Genomic DNA, 12988 nt, shown 5'->3' on the forward strand with positions numbered 1-12988 from the left:
TGCCCATGTCCGATACTTCCAGCACCGCCGCTGCCGCCACCCTCAAAAGCCTGCCCACCGACATGGAGCTGGTGCTCAAGGTCATTCCGATGCCGGCCGACTGCAACGCCAACGGCGACATCTTCGGCGGCTGGGTCATGGCGCAGTGCGACCTCGCCGGCTCGGTCATTCCGGCGCGCTACGCCAAGGGGCGCCAGGCCACGGTGGCCGTGAACGAATTCATCTTCAAGCAGCCGGTGCGGCTGGGCGACATTCTTTCGTTCTATTCGAGGCTGGTGCGCATCGGGCGCACCTCGGTCACTGTCACCGTCGAAGTCTTTGCCGAACGCTTCATGGCCCAGGGCGAGTACATCAAGGTGACGCAGGCCACCTTCACCTACGTCGCCATCGACGACAACGGCCGGCCCCGCCCGATCGAGAAATAATCCGGCCTCCGCCTTTCGGCGGGCCTTGCGCGTGGCGCCGGGCTTCAGACCTTCGAAAAATCCGGCTTGCGCTTTTCCATGAACGCGCCGAAGGCTTCGCGCGCCGCAGGCTCGCGCAGCATGCGCCCGAAGCTCGCGCCCTCTTCGTCCATGCGTTCGAGCACGGCGGGCAACTGCGCCTTTTTCAGCAGGCGCTTGGTTTCGACCAGCGCACTCAGCGGCTTGGCCGCGAGCTTGCGGGCCTGAACCTGCGCAATGGCGTTGGCCTCGGTCGGCGGCACGATGCGGTTGACCAGGCCCACTTCGAGCGCGGCCTCGGCCATGAAGGGCTCGCCCAGCAGCAGCGCTTCGGCCGCGCGGTGGTAGCCCAGCATCTGCGGCACCAGCAGGCTCGACGCCGCTTCGGGGCACAGGCCCAGGTTCACGAAAGGCATCGAGAAGGCCGCGTTGTCGCCGGCATAGACCAGGTCGCAGTGGAAGAGCATGGTCGTGCCGATGCCGACCGCCGGACCGCACACAGACGCGACGATGGGCTTCGGAAAGGCCGCGATGCCGCGCAGGAAGCGGAACACCGGCGACTCCTTGCCGGCGGGCGGGGCGTTGAGGAAATCGCCGATGTCGTTGCCGGCGCTGAAGATCGTCGGGTCGCCCTGGATCAGCACGCAGCGCACGGCGGTGTCGATTTCGGCCGTGGCCAACGCATCGGCGAGTTCTGCGTACATGCCGCTGGTGATCGAGTTCTTCTTGTCGACGCGGTTGAAGGTGAGGGTCATCACGCCGGCTTCGGCGTGGACGAGGATGTCGCTCATGGGAATGGTCCTTGGATAAAACGGGTGGTGATGACGCCGGCGCTCAGGCGTCGAGGGCTTCGCGCACAAAATCGAGGCGGTCTTGCCCCCAGAACATCTGGTCGCCGACGAACATGGTGGGCGCGCCGAAGACGCCGCGTTCCACCGCTTCTTGCGTGACGGCCTTCAGGCGGTCCTTGACCTCCTGGGAGCCGGCCAGCGCGAGCAAGGCGGTGGCGTCGAAGCCCGCATTTTGAAGCACGGCGCCGACGGTGGCGGGGTCGTTGAGGTTCTTCGGCTCTACCCACATGGCCTGGAAGATGGCATCGACATACGCACCGAAGCGTGCGGGCTCTTTCATCTGGATGCCGGTGGCACCGCGCATCAGCAGCAGCGTGTTGATGGGGAAGTGCGGGTTGTGCACAAAGGGCACGCCATAGCGCTTTGCAAAGCGCTGCAGGTCGATGGTCATGTACGGCGCCTTGGGCACCACTTCGGCCGGCGAGCGGTTGCCCGTGGCCTGGAACACGCCGCCCAGGAGCATGGGCTTCCACACCAGTTCGGCACCGGTATCGGCGCAGACGTGCGGCAGCTGCGTGGCGGCCAGGTAGGCGGCGGGGCTGCCGAAGTCGAAATAGAAGTCTACGGATTTGGTCATGGAGGTCTCTTTGTGGGGTGCGCTCGTTTTTGGCGCTGTTGCTGGTGCTGTTGCGCTTGTTCAGGGCGTGTGCACAGGCCACCGGGTACTCCCCTCCGCGAATGTCCCCCGGCTTCGCCTCCTCCTTGATTTCGCTGCGGGGAGCACCCGATGCCCTGTGCACCTGGGCACGCTCGGGGTGTACCGCTGATCGACGACCGCTCTGAATAACGCTCACGTCGATGGGGTGCCTTGCGCAGCGAAATCAAGGGGGAGGCCGCAGGCCGGAGGACATTCGCGGAGCAAGGTACCCCGTCGGCGGGAGTGCGCCCTGAACGAGCCATCGAACGCACAACGCAACGAACCGACATCTCAGAACTTCTCGGACCAGGGCCGCAAATCAAGCTCGTGCGTCCACGCATCGCGCGGCTGCGAATGCAGCATCCAGTAGCTGTCGGCAATGTGCTCGGGGTTCAGGATACCGTCGCTCTCCTTCAGCGCATAGCGCTCGGGGAAATTGCTGCGGATGAACTCGGTGTCGATGGCACCGTCGACCACCACGTGTGCGACGTGGATGCCTTGGGGACCTAGCTCGCGGGCCATCGACTGGGCCAATGCGCGCAGCGCCATCTTCGCACCCGAGAAGGCACCGAAGTTCGCCGCGCCGCGCAGCGATGCCGTCGCGCCCGTGAAGATGATCGTGCCGCGATGCCCGCCTTTCGGGAGTTCGCGCGCCACCATGCGCTTTGCCACCTCCCTGCCGTTGAGAAAGCCGGAGAAGCAAGCCATCTCCCATACCTTGAAATACTTGCGCGCGGTCTCGGTCAGGATGCTCTCGGGCACGTTGGCGCCGATGTTGAACACCATCACCTCGATGGGGCCGATGGTCGACTCGATCTGCTCGACCAGCGCGACCACTTCCTCTTCCTTGCGTGCATCGCAGCCGAACGCATGGGCGCGGCCGCCGTCCGCTTCGATCTGCGCGACCAGCGGCTGCAGCTTGTCGAGGCTGCGCCGCGTGACGCAGGTGGCGAATCCTTCGCGCGCGAAGCGGCGTGCGATGGCGCCGCCGGTGGCGTCGCCGGCGCCGACGATGAGTGCGGTCTTTTGCATGGGCGTTCTCTCGCTATTCCTTGTAGTAGACGATCTGGTTGGAAGTGGCAAGCAGCACGCCCTTCTTGCTCCACAGGTGCGCCGCTTGGTCGAAGAAGCCGTTGAAGAACTGCTGCCCCACCGCGCGGCCCAGCAGGTAGCCCGTGCCGACCTCGGCGAGCTGCGCCGGCCCGGCATGGAAGTACGTGGTGATCGACACCGTGCCCGCCGGCACGTGCTTGGCGCGGCGCAGCCAGACGCGTGGATAGAACATGTCGCTCATTGCGGCGAGCGAGGGAAAGTCCATCGGACGCGGCTGGGCGTCGCGCAGCCAGATGCGGGTTTCGCTGTGCTGCTGACTGCCGTCCCACTTCGCGGGGATGCCACCGCTGCACGGGCGCATCTCGTACTGGTTGATCCAGGCCACGCCGGACGGGCCGATGCTCATGCGATCGACCGTCTCGGGCTCCGGCGCCTCGGGCATCGGCAGATCGCTCTCGCCCCAGGTGTCGCGGCGGGCGGCGGTCACCACGGTGGCGGTGGTCGTCATGTTCGGTGCGCCGCTCGGGCCGGCCTGCGTGATCTGCACGGTCCAGTGCTGGGTCGACCGATTGGTGCGCACGGCCGTGGCCTGCACGTCGAAAGCGCCGGCTTCGAGCGCGGCCGCGAAATTGACGGTCAGCGCGATGGGCGTGCCCAGCAGGTCCGGATGCCGCAACACCGATTGCAGCGCAATGGCCGCCGTGGTGCCGCCGAAGGGGCCGACCATGTTCCAGTAGTCGGGGCCCGTGGCGCCGGTGAAGTGGCCGGCGCGAATGTCGCTGTGCTGCAGCGAAATGGCTTTGTCGAAGGGATGCGTGCTCATGATGATTTGCAGTGTGCCCCCGGTGGGTGGCGTCAGGCAGTCGTGTGCGGGACGCCGGATTGCTGCACCGCGGTAATCGCGGCCAGGCGATGCAGCTTGTCGAGCATGCTCGGCCACAGGCTTTGGCTGAACTGTTCGCGGAAGAAGCCGAAGTGCCCGATGCGCCGCGCCTGCACGTCGGCCGGTGCGATGCGCTCCACCGCACGCGGCGCGCCCGCATAAAAGCTCATCAGGCTTTCGGTGCCCGCGAGCGTCATGAGTTCATCGTCGGTAATCGACAGCGCGAGCACCGGAAAGCGCACGCGCCCGTAGCTCTGCAAGGCGCTTTCGCCTTCGGCGCCCACGCTGTAGCGCGGATGAAGGCACCAGCGGCGCCACTGCAGGATGACCCCGCGCGGCAGGTCGCCGACCTTCTTGAGCTTGCGGCCCGGGAAGTAGCCGCAAACCCGCGTGACCAGCGGCACGAGCACGAACCAGAAATAGAGAATGCTGCGCTTCAACTTCGGCGCGTTCTCGCGCCAGTAGCCGCTGCCCGCCGCGATGCTGACGAGGCCGTCCACCTGTTCCGGCCGCTGCAGGAAGCCCGGCAGCTGCGCGCCCAGGCTGTGGCCGAGGAGATAGAGCGGCTGCCCGGGCAGCGCCGACTTTGCGGCGTCGATAACCGCCTCGTAGTCGCGCGCCCAGTCGAACAGATCGGCCTCGAAGCCGCGCAGCGAGGCGCCGTTGCGCGAATCGCCGCTGCCGCGGTAGTCGAAGGTCCACACGCGCAGGCCCTGGCCGGCGAGCCACTGCGCGAAGGGCTCGTAGAACGACTGGCGCACGCCCATCGCACCACCGATGACGATGCTGGCACGAGGTTCTCCAGCCGGATCGTAGCGGCGCACCGCCACTTGCACGCCGTTGTCGACTGGTAGTTGTTGTGCCTGCATCGTTTGCTCCTTCTCGTTGATCAATCACCGACCCGCGGCGTAGCGATCGGGATGAGATGCAAGGCGCGGGTGGCGGGAAACCGGAGCGACCTTCAAGGTCGTGAGGATTTCCCGACGGGCCCCGCAGCGCCGCAGATCGCCCGCGCAGTAGCCGCTACACGCGTTCGAAGATGCCGGCTGCGCCCTGCCCCATCCCTACGCACATCGTGACCATGCCGTACTTCAGGTTCTCGCGCCGCAGCGCGTGCACCACGGTCGCCGCGCGAATCGCGCCCGTCGCGCCGAGCGGGTGGCCCAGCGCAATCGCGCCGCCCATCGGATTGACCTTGCTCGGATCGAGTCCCAGCGTATTGATGACTGCCAGCGATTGCGCGGCGAAAGCTTCGTTGAGCTCGAACCAGTCGATGTCCTCATGCTTGAGCCCCGCGTAGCGCAGCGCGGCCGGAATCGCCTCGATCGGCCCGATGCCCATGATGTGCGGCGGCACGCCCTTGCTTGCAAAGCTCACGAAGCGCGCGAGCGGCGTGAGGCCGTATTGCTTGACGGCTTTCTCGCTCGCCAGGATGAGCGCGCCCGCGCCGTCCGAGGTCTGCGAGCTGTTGCCCGCCGTCACGGTGCCGCGCGCAGCGAACACGGTGCGCAGCTTGGCCAAGCCTTCCAGGCTGGTGTCGGGGCGCGCGCCTTCGTCGAGGTTCACGGTGCGGGTCTTCGCAGTCGATTCGCCGGTCTCGAGGTTCGGCGTGCGGTCGGTCACGTCGATCGGCGTGATCTCGTCGGCGAACTTGCCGGCCTTCTGCGCGGCCAGTGCCTTCTGGTGCGAGGCGAGCGCGAACTCGTCCTGCGCGTCGCGGCTCACCTTCCACTGCTGCGCGACCTTCTCGGCCGTGAGGCCCATGCCGTAGGCAATGCCCACGTCGCCTTCGCGCTCGAAGATGGAGGGCGACAGCGAAGGCGAGTTGCCCATCATCGGCACCATGCTCATGCTCTCGACACCGGCGGCGATCATCACGTCGGCCTCGCCGACACGGATGCGGTCGGCGGCCATCTGCACTGCAGAGAGGCCCGAAGCGCAGAAGCGGTTCACGGTGATGCCGCCGATGCTGGTGGGAAGACCCGCCAGCACCGCGCCGATGCGCGCAACGTTCAGGCCCTGCTGCGATTCGGGAATCGCGCAGCCGCAGATGATGTCTTCGATCGCCTTGGGGTCGAGGCCCGGCACTGCGGCGAGCGCGGCCTTCAGCGTGGTCGCCAGCAGGTCGTCGGGGCGGTAATTGCGGAAGTAGCCGCGGTGGGATTTGCCGATGGGCGTGCGGGTGGCGGAGACGATGTAGGCGTCTTGGATTTGTTTCATGGCTTTTCAGTCCTTGTATCTTGTCTTGCTGATTCGTCCGATGAGACGATGGTCGGCTGTTGTCTTGCTCCCTCTCCCGCTTGCGGGAGAGGGTTGGGGTGAGGGTTGTCTTCTCGCAGCGCCTGCAGAATCCGTTCGCGAACGGCATCCGTCTGCATCAGAACTTCGTTGTTCCAGAACCGAAGCACACGATAGCCCTGGGCTTGCATGAAGCGGGTCCGGTTCTCGTCGTACGCGGCGGCTTCCACATGCTGGCCGCCGTCCAGTTCGACGATCAGCTTTGCTTCGAGGCACGCGAAGTCTGCGAAGTACGGCCCGATTGGCCGCTGACGGCGGAACTTTTGGTTGGCCAGGCGGCGGTCGCGCAGGTGGTACCAGAGCAGGGACTCGGCATCCGTCGGGGTTTCTCGAAGGCTGCGAGCCCTCACCCTAGCCCTCTCCCGCAAGCGGGAGAGGGGACCGGACGTGTCGATGTCTTCGCTCATGGTCCTTGCCAGGTCAGTTCCGCACCGGCTTCCCCGTGCTCAGCATCCCCATGATCCGCTCCTGCGTCGTCGGGTGCACGATGAGCGAGCAGAACGCCTTGCGTTCCAGCGTCATCAGGTATTCCTCGGTCACGAGCGATCCCGCGTCCACGTCGCCGCCGGTGACCACGTTCGCAATCAGGCTCGCGATATGGAAGTCGTGTGCGCTGATGAAGCCGCCGTCGCGCATGTTCACCAGCTGGCCCTTGATCGTCGCCGCGCCGCTGCGGCCCGCCACGCGGAAGGTGCGGCGCAGCGGTGCGCGGTAGCCGGCGTCGGCCATCGCCTTCGCTTGCTGCAGTGCCACGTAGAGCAGCTCGTCCTTGTTCGGCACGATCACGTCGCTGTCGAGCAGGTAGCCCAGCTTCTTCGAATCGAGCGCACCGGTGCCGACCTTGGCCATGGCCGCGGCGGTGAAGCCTTCGGTCAGGAACGGCAGCAGGTCGGTGCCCGTCGAGGCCGATGCATTTTCGGCCGCGCGGCGTGCGATGTACGTCAGGCCGCCCGCGCCGGGGATCAGGCCTACGCCGACTTCGACGAGGCCGATGTAGCTTTCCATGGCCGCCACGCGCTTGGCCGAATACACGGCCAGCTCGCAGCCGCCGCCCAGCGCCATGCCGCGCACGGCCGACACCACCGGCACGCTCGCGTAGCGAATCTTGAGCATCACGTTCTGCAGCTCTTCCTCGGCGCCTTCGACCGCGCCGATGCCCGCGACCACGAAGGCCGGCAGCATCGCCTGGAGGTCGGCGCCGACCGAGAACATCTCGTCGGGCGACCAGATCACCAGGCCCTTGTACTCGGCTTCGGCCAGGTCGACCGCGGCGCCAAGCGCTTCGGCCACGTCGGGGCTGATGGCGTGCATCTTCGAATGGATGCTGGCGATCAGGACCTCGCCATCGAGCGTCCACACGCGCACGTCGCCTTCATCGCTGATGGTCGTGCCCGCGGTGTTGGCATCGGCCGCGTTCGCACCGAGCACGCTCTCGGGGAACAGCTGGCGGTCATGCACCGGCAGCTTGCGCTGCGGCACGAACTTGTTCTGCGACGCGCTCCACGAGCCCTCGGGCGTGTGCACGCCGCCCGCCTCGGCCACCGGGCCTTCAAACACCCACTTGGGCAGCGGTGCCGTGCTCAGCGCCTTGCCCGCGTCGATGTCTTCCTGCACCCACTTGGCGACCTGCGCCCATCCTGCCTCCTGCCAGAGCTCGAACGGGCCCTGCTTCATGCCGAAGCCCCAGCGCATCGCGAAGTCGATGTCGCGCGCGCTCTCGGCAATGGTCTCCAGGTGCACCGCGGCGTAATGAAAGCCGTCGCGCAGAATGGCCCAGAGGAACTGGCCTTGCGGTCCTTCGCTCTCGCGCAGCAGCTTCAGCCGCTCGCCCGCGGGTTTCTTGAGCATGCGGCCGTACACCTCGTCGGCCTTGGCGCCGGCGGGCACGTACTCGCCGCTCTGGAGGTCGAAGCGCAGGATGTCGCGGCCCACCTTCTTGAAGAAGCCGGCCTTGGTCTTCTGGCCGAGGTTGCCAAGCTCGAGCAGCTTGGCGAGCACGGGCGGCGTCGAGAAGTTGGCGTAGAACGGATCGCTCTCGGCGTCCAGGTTGTCCTGCAGCGTCTTGACGACATGGGCCATGGTGTCCAGGCCCACCACGTCGGCGGTGCGGAAGGTGCCCGAGCTTGCGCGGCCCAGCTTCTTGCCCGTGAGGTCGTCCACCACGTCGGGCGTGAGGCCGAACTTCTCGACTTCCTTGAGCGTCGCCAGCATGCCGGCGATGCCGACGCGGTTGGCGATGAAATTGGGCGTGTCGTGCGCGCGCACCACGCCCTTGCCGAGCGTGCTGGTGACGAAGGCCTCGAGGTCGTCGAGCACCTTCGGCTCGGTGGTGGGCGTGTTGATCAGCTCCACCAGGAACATGTAGCGCGGCGGGTTGAAGAAGTGAATGCCGCAGAAGCGCGGCTTCAGCGCTTCGGGCAACGCTTCGCTGAGCTTGGTGATCGAAAGGCCCGAGGTGTTCGAGGCCAGGATCGAGTGCTTGGCCACATGCGGCGCGATCTTCTTGTAGAGATCGAGCTTCCAGTCCACGCGTTCGGCAATCGCTTCGATGATGAGGTCGCACTCGCCGAGCTTGGCGAGGTCGTCGTCATAGTTGGCTTGCTCGATGAGCACCGCATCGGCCACGTCGCCGAGCGGTGCCGGCTTGAGCTTCTTGAGGTTGTCGATGGCGCGCGTGACGATGCCGTTCTTCGCTGCACCTTGAGCGACAGCGCCGGTCGCGTCCTTGGCGGCCAGGTCGAACAGCACCACGGGCACGCGCACGTTGACGAGATGAGCGGCAATCTGCGCGCCCATCACGCCGGCGCCGAGCACGGCGACCTTCTTCACTTGAAATCGGGACATGTTGATTGGTATTTCTTGGTTGACAACGCGCGGCAGGCTTACTGCACGCGGTTCCAGGTTTGAGTGCGCCAGAAAGGCCCCAGGTAGCCACGGACCTCGAGCTTCTTGCCGCCGTCGATGGGCGTGAAGCTCGCGCGGTATTCCTTGCCGTTCTCGGGATCGAGGATCCTTCCGCCTTCCCAGACATCCTTGCCCTCGGCCTTCTTGCCGCCGCGGATGATCTCGAGCCCCGCAATGGGCTTGCCCTTGCGGTCGTCGGTGCATTCGTCGCAGATCGCGTCGGGCCTGGTGTCTTTCCGGAGCGACTTCTCGATGCGGCCGATGAGTGCACCATTGGATTCACCGATGCGGATTTCCGCCTTGACTTCGCCGGTCTTGTCGTCGACGTTGCGCCACAGGCCTACCGGCGTGCTCTGGGCCATGGCCGAGGCAGCGGTGACGGTGAACAAGAGGGCTACAAAGCTTGCTTTCATGATCGGCTGCCGGTCGAGTGGGTGTGGAAGAAAGAACCCTGGCTTTACGCCAGCGCGGCGTCGGTGTCCATCAACACCTTGCTGCCGACGCGCGCGGTGCGCATCAGCGTCGCGGTCTCGGGGAACAGCTTGGCGAAGTAGAAGCGTGCGGTCTGCAGCTTGGCAACATAGAACGGATCGTTGTTGCCGGCCGCGATTTCGCGCAGCGCGACCTGGGCCATGCGGGCGAACAGGTAGCCGAACACGAAGTGGCCGGCCACGCGCAGGTAGTCCACCGCGGCAGCGCCCACCTCGTCGGGGTTCTGGAAGCCCTTGAAGCCGATTTCGGTCGTGAACTTGGTGAGCTGGTCGCCCAGCATCGCGATCGGGTTGATGAACTCGGCCATCTTCTCGTTCACGCCCTCTTCTTCCACCAGCTTCGCGACGAGCTTGCCGAACTTCTTCAGCGACGCGCCGTTGTTGCCGAGCACCTTGCGGCCCAGCAGGTCCAGCGACTGGATCGTGTTGGTGCCTTCATAGATCATGTTGATGCGGTTGTCGCGCACGAACTGCTCCATGCCCCATTCCTTGATGAATCCGTGGCCGCCGAACACCTGCATGCACGAGTTGGTCGCAATGTGGCCGTTGTCGGTGATGAAGGCCTTGACGATCGGCGTGAGCAGCGCCACCAGTTCGCCCGAGTCCTTGCGCACCTTCTCGTCGGGGTGGTGGTGCTCCTTGTCGAGCAGCAGCGTGCAGAAGATCTGCAGCGCGCGGCCGCCTTCGGCGTAGGCCTTGGCCGTGAGCAGCATCTTGCGCACGTCGGGGTGCACGATGATCGGGTCGGCGTCCTTGTCCTTGGCCTTCACGCCCGAGAGCGAACGCATCTGCGTGCGGTCCTTCGCGTAGGCCAGCGCATTCTGGTAAGCCACTTCAGTCAGTCCGAGCGACTGATTGCCCACGCCCAGGCGCGCGGCGTTCATCATCACGAACATCGCGGCCAAACCCTTGTTGGGCTCGCCCACCAGCGTGCCGGTGGCGCCTTCGATCACGATCTGCGCGGTGGCGTTGCCATGGATGCCCATCTTGTGCTCGAGGCCGGCGCAGAAGATCGGATTGCGCTCGCCCAGCGAGCCGTCGGGCTTCACCTTGAACTTCGGCACCACGAACAGGCTGATGCCCTTGCTGCCCTTGGGCGCGTCGGGCAGGCGGGCCAGCACCAGGTGAATGATGTTGCTCGTCATGTCGTGCTCGCCGGCCGAGATGAAGATCTTGCTGCCGGTGATGCGGTACGTGCCGTCGGCCTGCGGTTCGGCCTTGGTGCGCAAGAGGCCGAGGTCGGTGCCGCAATGGGGTTCTGTCAGGCACATGGTGCCGGTCCATTCGCCGCTCGTGAGCTTGGGCAGGTAGGTCTTCTTCTGTTCGTCGGTGCCGTGGGCCGCCAGTGCTTCATACGCGCCGTGCGAGAGGCCGGGGTACATGGTCCAGGCCTGGTTGGCGCTGTTGAGCATTTCGAACAGGCACTGGTTCACCACGAAGGGCAGGCCCTGGCCCCCGAAAGCCGGGTCGCACGAGAGCGCGGGCCAGCCGCCTTCGACATACTTGGCGTAGGCGTCCTTGAAGCCCGTGGGCGTCTTCACCTCGTGCGTGGTCTTGTCGAGCTTGCAGCCCTCTTCGTCGCCGCTGATGTTGAGCGGGAACGTGACTTCGGCCGCGAACTTGCCGGCCTCTTCGATCACCGCGTTGATGGTGTCGGCATCCGTCTCGGCGTGGGCCGGAAGCGCCTTGAGTTCATCGGCGACGTTGAGCACTTCGTGCAGCACGAACTGCATGTCGCGTACGGGTGGGTTGTAGCTGGGCATCCGGAACTCTCCTGGTCGAAAACTGGATAGATAAAAGAAAGGGGCAAGAACGAGAAAAAGGGGCCGCTCAGCGCACTGGCTTGAGTCGGCGGGAAGCAGGTTTGGCCACCGCAGCAGCGGCCTCGGCCGGCGGCGGCGCGTCCGGCGTGGCACTGCGCGCCAGGATGTTGTCGAAGCCGACATTCGCGCGCCCGATGGAGCCGGGCACCTGCAGGAAGCGCGCTTCATAGTGCAGCGCGAGGATCAGGCCGTGGATTTCGAACGCGACCTGGCGCTCGTCGGCGTCGGCGCGCAGATGGCCTTCGCTCTTTGCTTGAACGATGGCACGCAGAACCGCCGCCTGCCAGATGCTGACCGACTCCACGAGCGCATCGCGCACCGGGCCGGGACGGTCGTCGAATTCGGAAGCGCCGCTGATGTAGATGCAGCCCGAGTCAATCTCGGCCGAGGTGCGCTTCATCCAGTTGGCGAACATCGCGCGAAGCCGCGGCAGGCCGCGCGGCGCCTCAAGGGCGGGGAAGAACACCTCTTGCTCGAAACGTGCGTGATACTCGCGCACCACCGAGATCTGCAGTTCCTCGCGCGAGCCGAAGTGGGCGAACACGCCCGACTTGCTCATCTTGGTGAGCTCGGCCACTGCGCCGATCGACAGGCCCTCGAGCCCGATCTGCGCAGCCAGCGCCAACGCCGCATCGACGATGACGGCCTTGGTCTGCTGGCCCTTCTGGGCGGCGCGGACCGGCTTGGCGGGAACGGCATTGACGGACATCGCGGAAGCTCCGAATAAAACGAACGGTCGTTCTATTTTGCAGGGGCTTTGCACTTTGGCTGTCAATGTCCTTCCACGTTTTAAGGTTAATCGGCCGGAGACCGGGCCACCGCTGGCCCCCCGATCAGAACTCCTGCGAAACCGGCCGCAGCACCACCTCGTTGATGTCCACGTCGGCCGGCTGCTCCACGGCGTAGACCACAGCGCGCGCCACCGAGTCGGCGGGAATCTGGTTGGCCTCGTAGAAGGCCTTCACGCCGGCCGCGCTTTCGGCGTCGGTGCTGCCGAACTTCAGCTCCGACTCGATCGCACCGGGCGAGACGATGGTCACGCGCACGCCGCTGTTGCCCATTTCGACCCGCAACCCTTCGGAGATGGCGCGCACCGCGTGCTTGGTCGCGCTGTAGACCGTGCCGATCGGCGTGAACACCTTCAGTCCGGCGATGGACGCGACGTTGACGATGTGCCCGCTGCCCTGGGCCTGCATGCGCGGCAGCACCGCGGCAATGCCGTAGAGCACGCCCTTGATGTTGACGTCGATGGTGCGGTCCCACTCGTCGACCTTGAGCCTTTCGATCGGCGACAGCGGCATCACGCCTGCGTTATTGACCAGCACGTCGATGCGGCCGAAGGCTTCGACCGTGGCGGCCGCGAGCTTTTCCAGATCGGCGCGCTTCGCCACGTCGGTCGCGACCGCAATCGCCTCGCCGCCGGCCTGGCGGATTTCGGCGACGAGCTTGTCGAGCCGGTCGGTGCGGCGTGCCGCGAGCACCACCTTGGCGCCACGTGCGGCCAGGTGGCGTGCGGTCGATTCGCCAAGCCCGCTGCTCGCGCCGGTGACGATGGCGACCTTGCCCTTGATGTTGTCTTGAACGGATGTCATGGAAATTCCTTTC

General features: G+C 65.8%; 13 protein-coding genes. 1 reads left to right on the forward strand and 12 read right to left on the reverse strand.

Translation table 11 applies throughout. The annotated features are described in order from the left end of the window. Positions 1 to 5 precede the first annotated feature (5 nt). Complete coding sequence (locus QFZ42_RS21245) at positions 6 to 425, forward strand: acyl-CoA thioesterase (protein ID WP_307702864.1); 420 nt, start codon at positions 6 to 8, stop codon at positions 423 to 425. Between the two features lie 44 nt (positions 426 to 469). Here QFZ42_RS21245 and QFZ42_RS21250 read toward each other — a convergent pair whose 3' ends face one another. From QFZ42_RS21250 to QFZ42_RS21305, 12 genes are all read right to left on the reverse strand, one after another. Continuing rightward, complete coding sequence (locus QFZ42_RS21250) at positions 470 to 1234, reverse strand: enoyl-CoA hydratase (RefSeq protein WP_307702865.1); 765 nt, start codon at positions 1232 to 1234, stop codon at positions 470 to 472. A 43-nt stretch (positions 1235 to 1277) separates the two neighbouring features. Next, positions 1278 to 1871, reverse strand: a complete 594-nt coding sequence (locus QFZ42_RS21255; protein WP_307702866.1) for a 2-hydroxychromene-2-carboxylate isomerase — start codon at positions 1869 to 1871, stop codon at positions 1278 to 1280. Positions 1872 to 2222: 351 nt separating this feature from the next. Next, positions 2223 to 2963, reverse strand: a complete 741-nt coding sequence (locus tag QFZ42_RS21260) for an SDR family oxidoreductase (protein WP_307702867.1) — start codon at positions 2961 to 2963, stop codon at positions 2223 to 2225. Positions 2964 to 2976: 13 nt separating this feature from the next. Then, the gene (locus QFZ42_RS21265) at positions 2977 to 3807 is read right to left on the reverse strand and encodes an acyl-CoA thioesterase (protein WP_373423359.1); all 831 of its coding nucleotides are present in this window, start codon (positions 3805 to 3807) and stop codon (positions 2977 to 2979) included. Between the two features lie 32 nt (positions 3808 to 3839). Beyond that, positions 3840 to 4736, reverse strand: coding sequence for an alpha/beta hydrolase family protein (locus tag QFZ42_RS21270; RefSeq protein ID WP_307702868.1), 897 nt, complete (start codon positions 4734 to 4736; stop codon positions 3840 to 3842). A gap of 154 nt (positions 4737 to 4890) precedes the next feature. Further along, a complete protein-coding gene (locus QFZ42_RS21275; RefSeq protein WP_307702869.1) occupies positions 4891 to 6087 on the reverse strand; it encodes an acetyl-CoA C-acyltransferase in 1197 nt (398 codons plus the stop codon). Beyond that, positions 6084 to 6572 (reverse strand): endonuclease domain-containing protein, encoded by a 489-nt coding sequence (locus tag QFZ42_RS21280; RefSeq protein ID WP_307702870.1) that lies wholly within the window; start codon positions 6570 to 6572, stop codon positions 6084 to 6086. Before QFZ42_RS21280 ends, QFZ42_RS21275 begins: the two co-directional genes overlap by 4 nt. A 13-nt stretch (positions 6573 to 6585) precedes the next feature. Next, positions 6586 to 9009 carry a 3-hydroxyacyl-CoA dehydrogenase/enoyl-CoA hydratase family protein gene (locus tag QFZ42_RS21285; RefSeq protein ID WP_307702871.1) on the reverse strand — a complete coding sequence of 808 codons (2424 nt, stop codon included), beginning with the start codon at positions 9007 to 9009 and terminating at the stop codon, positions 6586 to 6588. Positions 9010 to 9047: 38 nt separating this feature from the next. Further along, positions 9048 to 9482 (reverse strand): DUF2147 domain-containing protein, encoded by a 435-nt coding sequence (locus QFZ42_RS21290; protein ID WP_307702872.1) that lies wholly within the window; start codon positions 9480 to 9482, stop codon positions 9048 to 9050. Positions 9483 to 9526: 44 nt separating this feature from the next. Continuing rightward, positions 9527 to 11323, reverse strand: a complete 1797-nt coding sequence (locus QFZ42_RS21295) for an acyl-CoA dehydrogenase C-terminal domain-containing protein (RefSeq protein WP_307702873.1) — start codon at positions 11321 to 11323, stop codon at positions 9527 to 9529. A 67-nt stretch (positions 11324 to 11390) separates the two neighbouring features. Further along, a complete protein-coding gene (locus tag QFZ42_RS21300; protein ID WP_307702874.1) occupies positions 11391 to 12092 on the reverse strand; it encodes a TetR/AcrR family transcriptional regulator in 702 nt (233 codons plus the stop codon). A 124-nt stretch (positions 12093 to 12216) separates the two neighbouring features. Next, the gene (locus QFZ42_RS21305; RefSeq protein WP_307702875.1) at positions 12217 to 12975 is read right to left on the reverse strand and encodes an SDR family oxidoreductase; all 759 of its coding nucleotides are present in this window, start codon (positions 12973 to 12975) and stop codon (positions 12217 to 12219) included. Between the last annotated feature and the right edge of the window lie 13 nt (positions 12976 to 12988).

Source organism: Variovorax paradoxus (assembly GCF_030815855.1).
Lineage (GTDB): Bacteria > Pseudomonadota > Gammaproteobacteria > Burkholderiales > Burkholderiaceae_C > Variovorax > Variovorax paradoxus_M.

Bases quoted from the DNA above. Each gene is read 5' to 3' on its own strand.
- QFZ42_RS21245 (WP_307702864.1), top strand. From the start codon at position 6: ATGTCCGATACTTCCAGCACCGCCGCTGCCGCCACCCTCAAAAGCCTG.
- QFZ42_RS21250 (WP_307702865.1), bottom strand. From the start codon at position 1,234: ATGAGCGACATCCTCGTCCACGCCGAAGCCGGCGTGATGACCCTCACC.
- QFZ42_RS21255 (WP_307702866.1), bottom strand. From the start codon at position 1,871: ATGACCAAATCCGTAGACTTCTATTTCGACTTCGGCAGCCCCGCCGCC.
- QFZ42_RS21260 (WP_307702867.1), bottom strand. From the start codon at position 2,963: ATGCAAAAGACCGCACTCATCGTCGGCGCCGGCGACGCCACCGGCGGC.
- QFZ42_RS21265 (WP_373423359.1), bottom strand. From the start codon at position 3,807: ATGAGCACGCATCCCTTCGACAAAGCCATTTCGCTGCAGCACAGCGAC.
- QFZ42_RS21270 (WP_307702868.1), bottom strand. From the start codon at position 4,736: ATGCAGGCACAACAACTACCAGTCGACAACGGCGTGCAAGTGGCGGTG.
- QFZ42_RS21275 (WP_307702869.1), bottom strand. From the start codon at position 6,087: ATGAAACAAATCCAAGACGCCTACATCGTCTCCGCCACCCGCACGCCC.
- QFZ42_RS21280 (WP_307702870.1), bottom strand. From the start codon at position 6,572: ATGAGCGAAGACATCGACACGTCCGGTCCCCTCTCCCGCTTGCGGGAG.
- QFZ42_RS21285 (WP_307702871.1), bottom strand. From the start codon at position 9,009: ATGTCCCGATTTCAAGTGAAGAAGGTCGCCGTGCTCGGCGCCGGCGTG.
- QFZ42_RS21290 (WP_307702872.1), bottom strand. From the start codon at position 9,482: ATGAAAGCAAGCTTTGTAGCCCTCTTGTTCACCGTCACCGCTGCCTCG.
- QFZ42_RS21295 (WP_307702873.1), bottom strand. From the start codon at position 11,323: ATGCCCAGCTACAACCCACCCGTACGCGACATGCAGTTCGTGCTGCAC.
- QFZ42_RS21300 (WP_307702874.1), bottom strand. From the start codon at position 12,092: ATGTCCGTCAATGCCGTTCCCGCCAAGCCGGTCCGCGCCGCCCAGAAG.
- QFZ42_RS21305 (WP_307702875.1), bottom strand. From the start codon at position 12,975: ATGACATCCGTTCAAGACAACATCAAGGGCAAGGTCGCCATCGTCACC.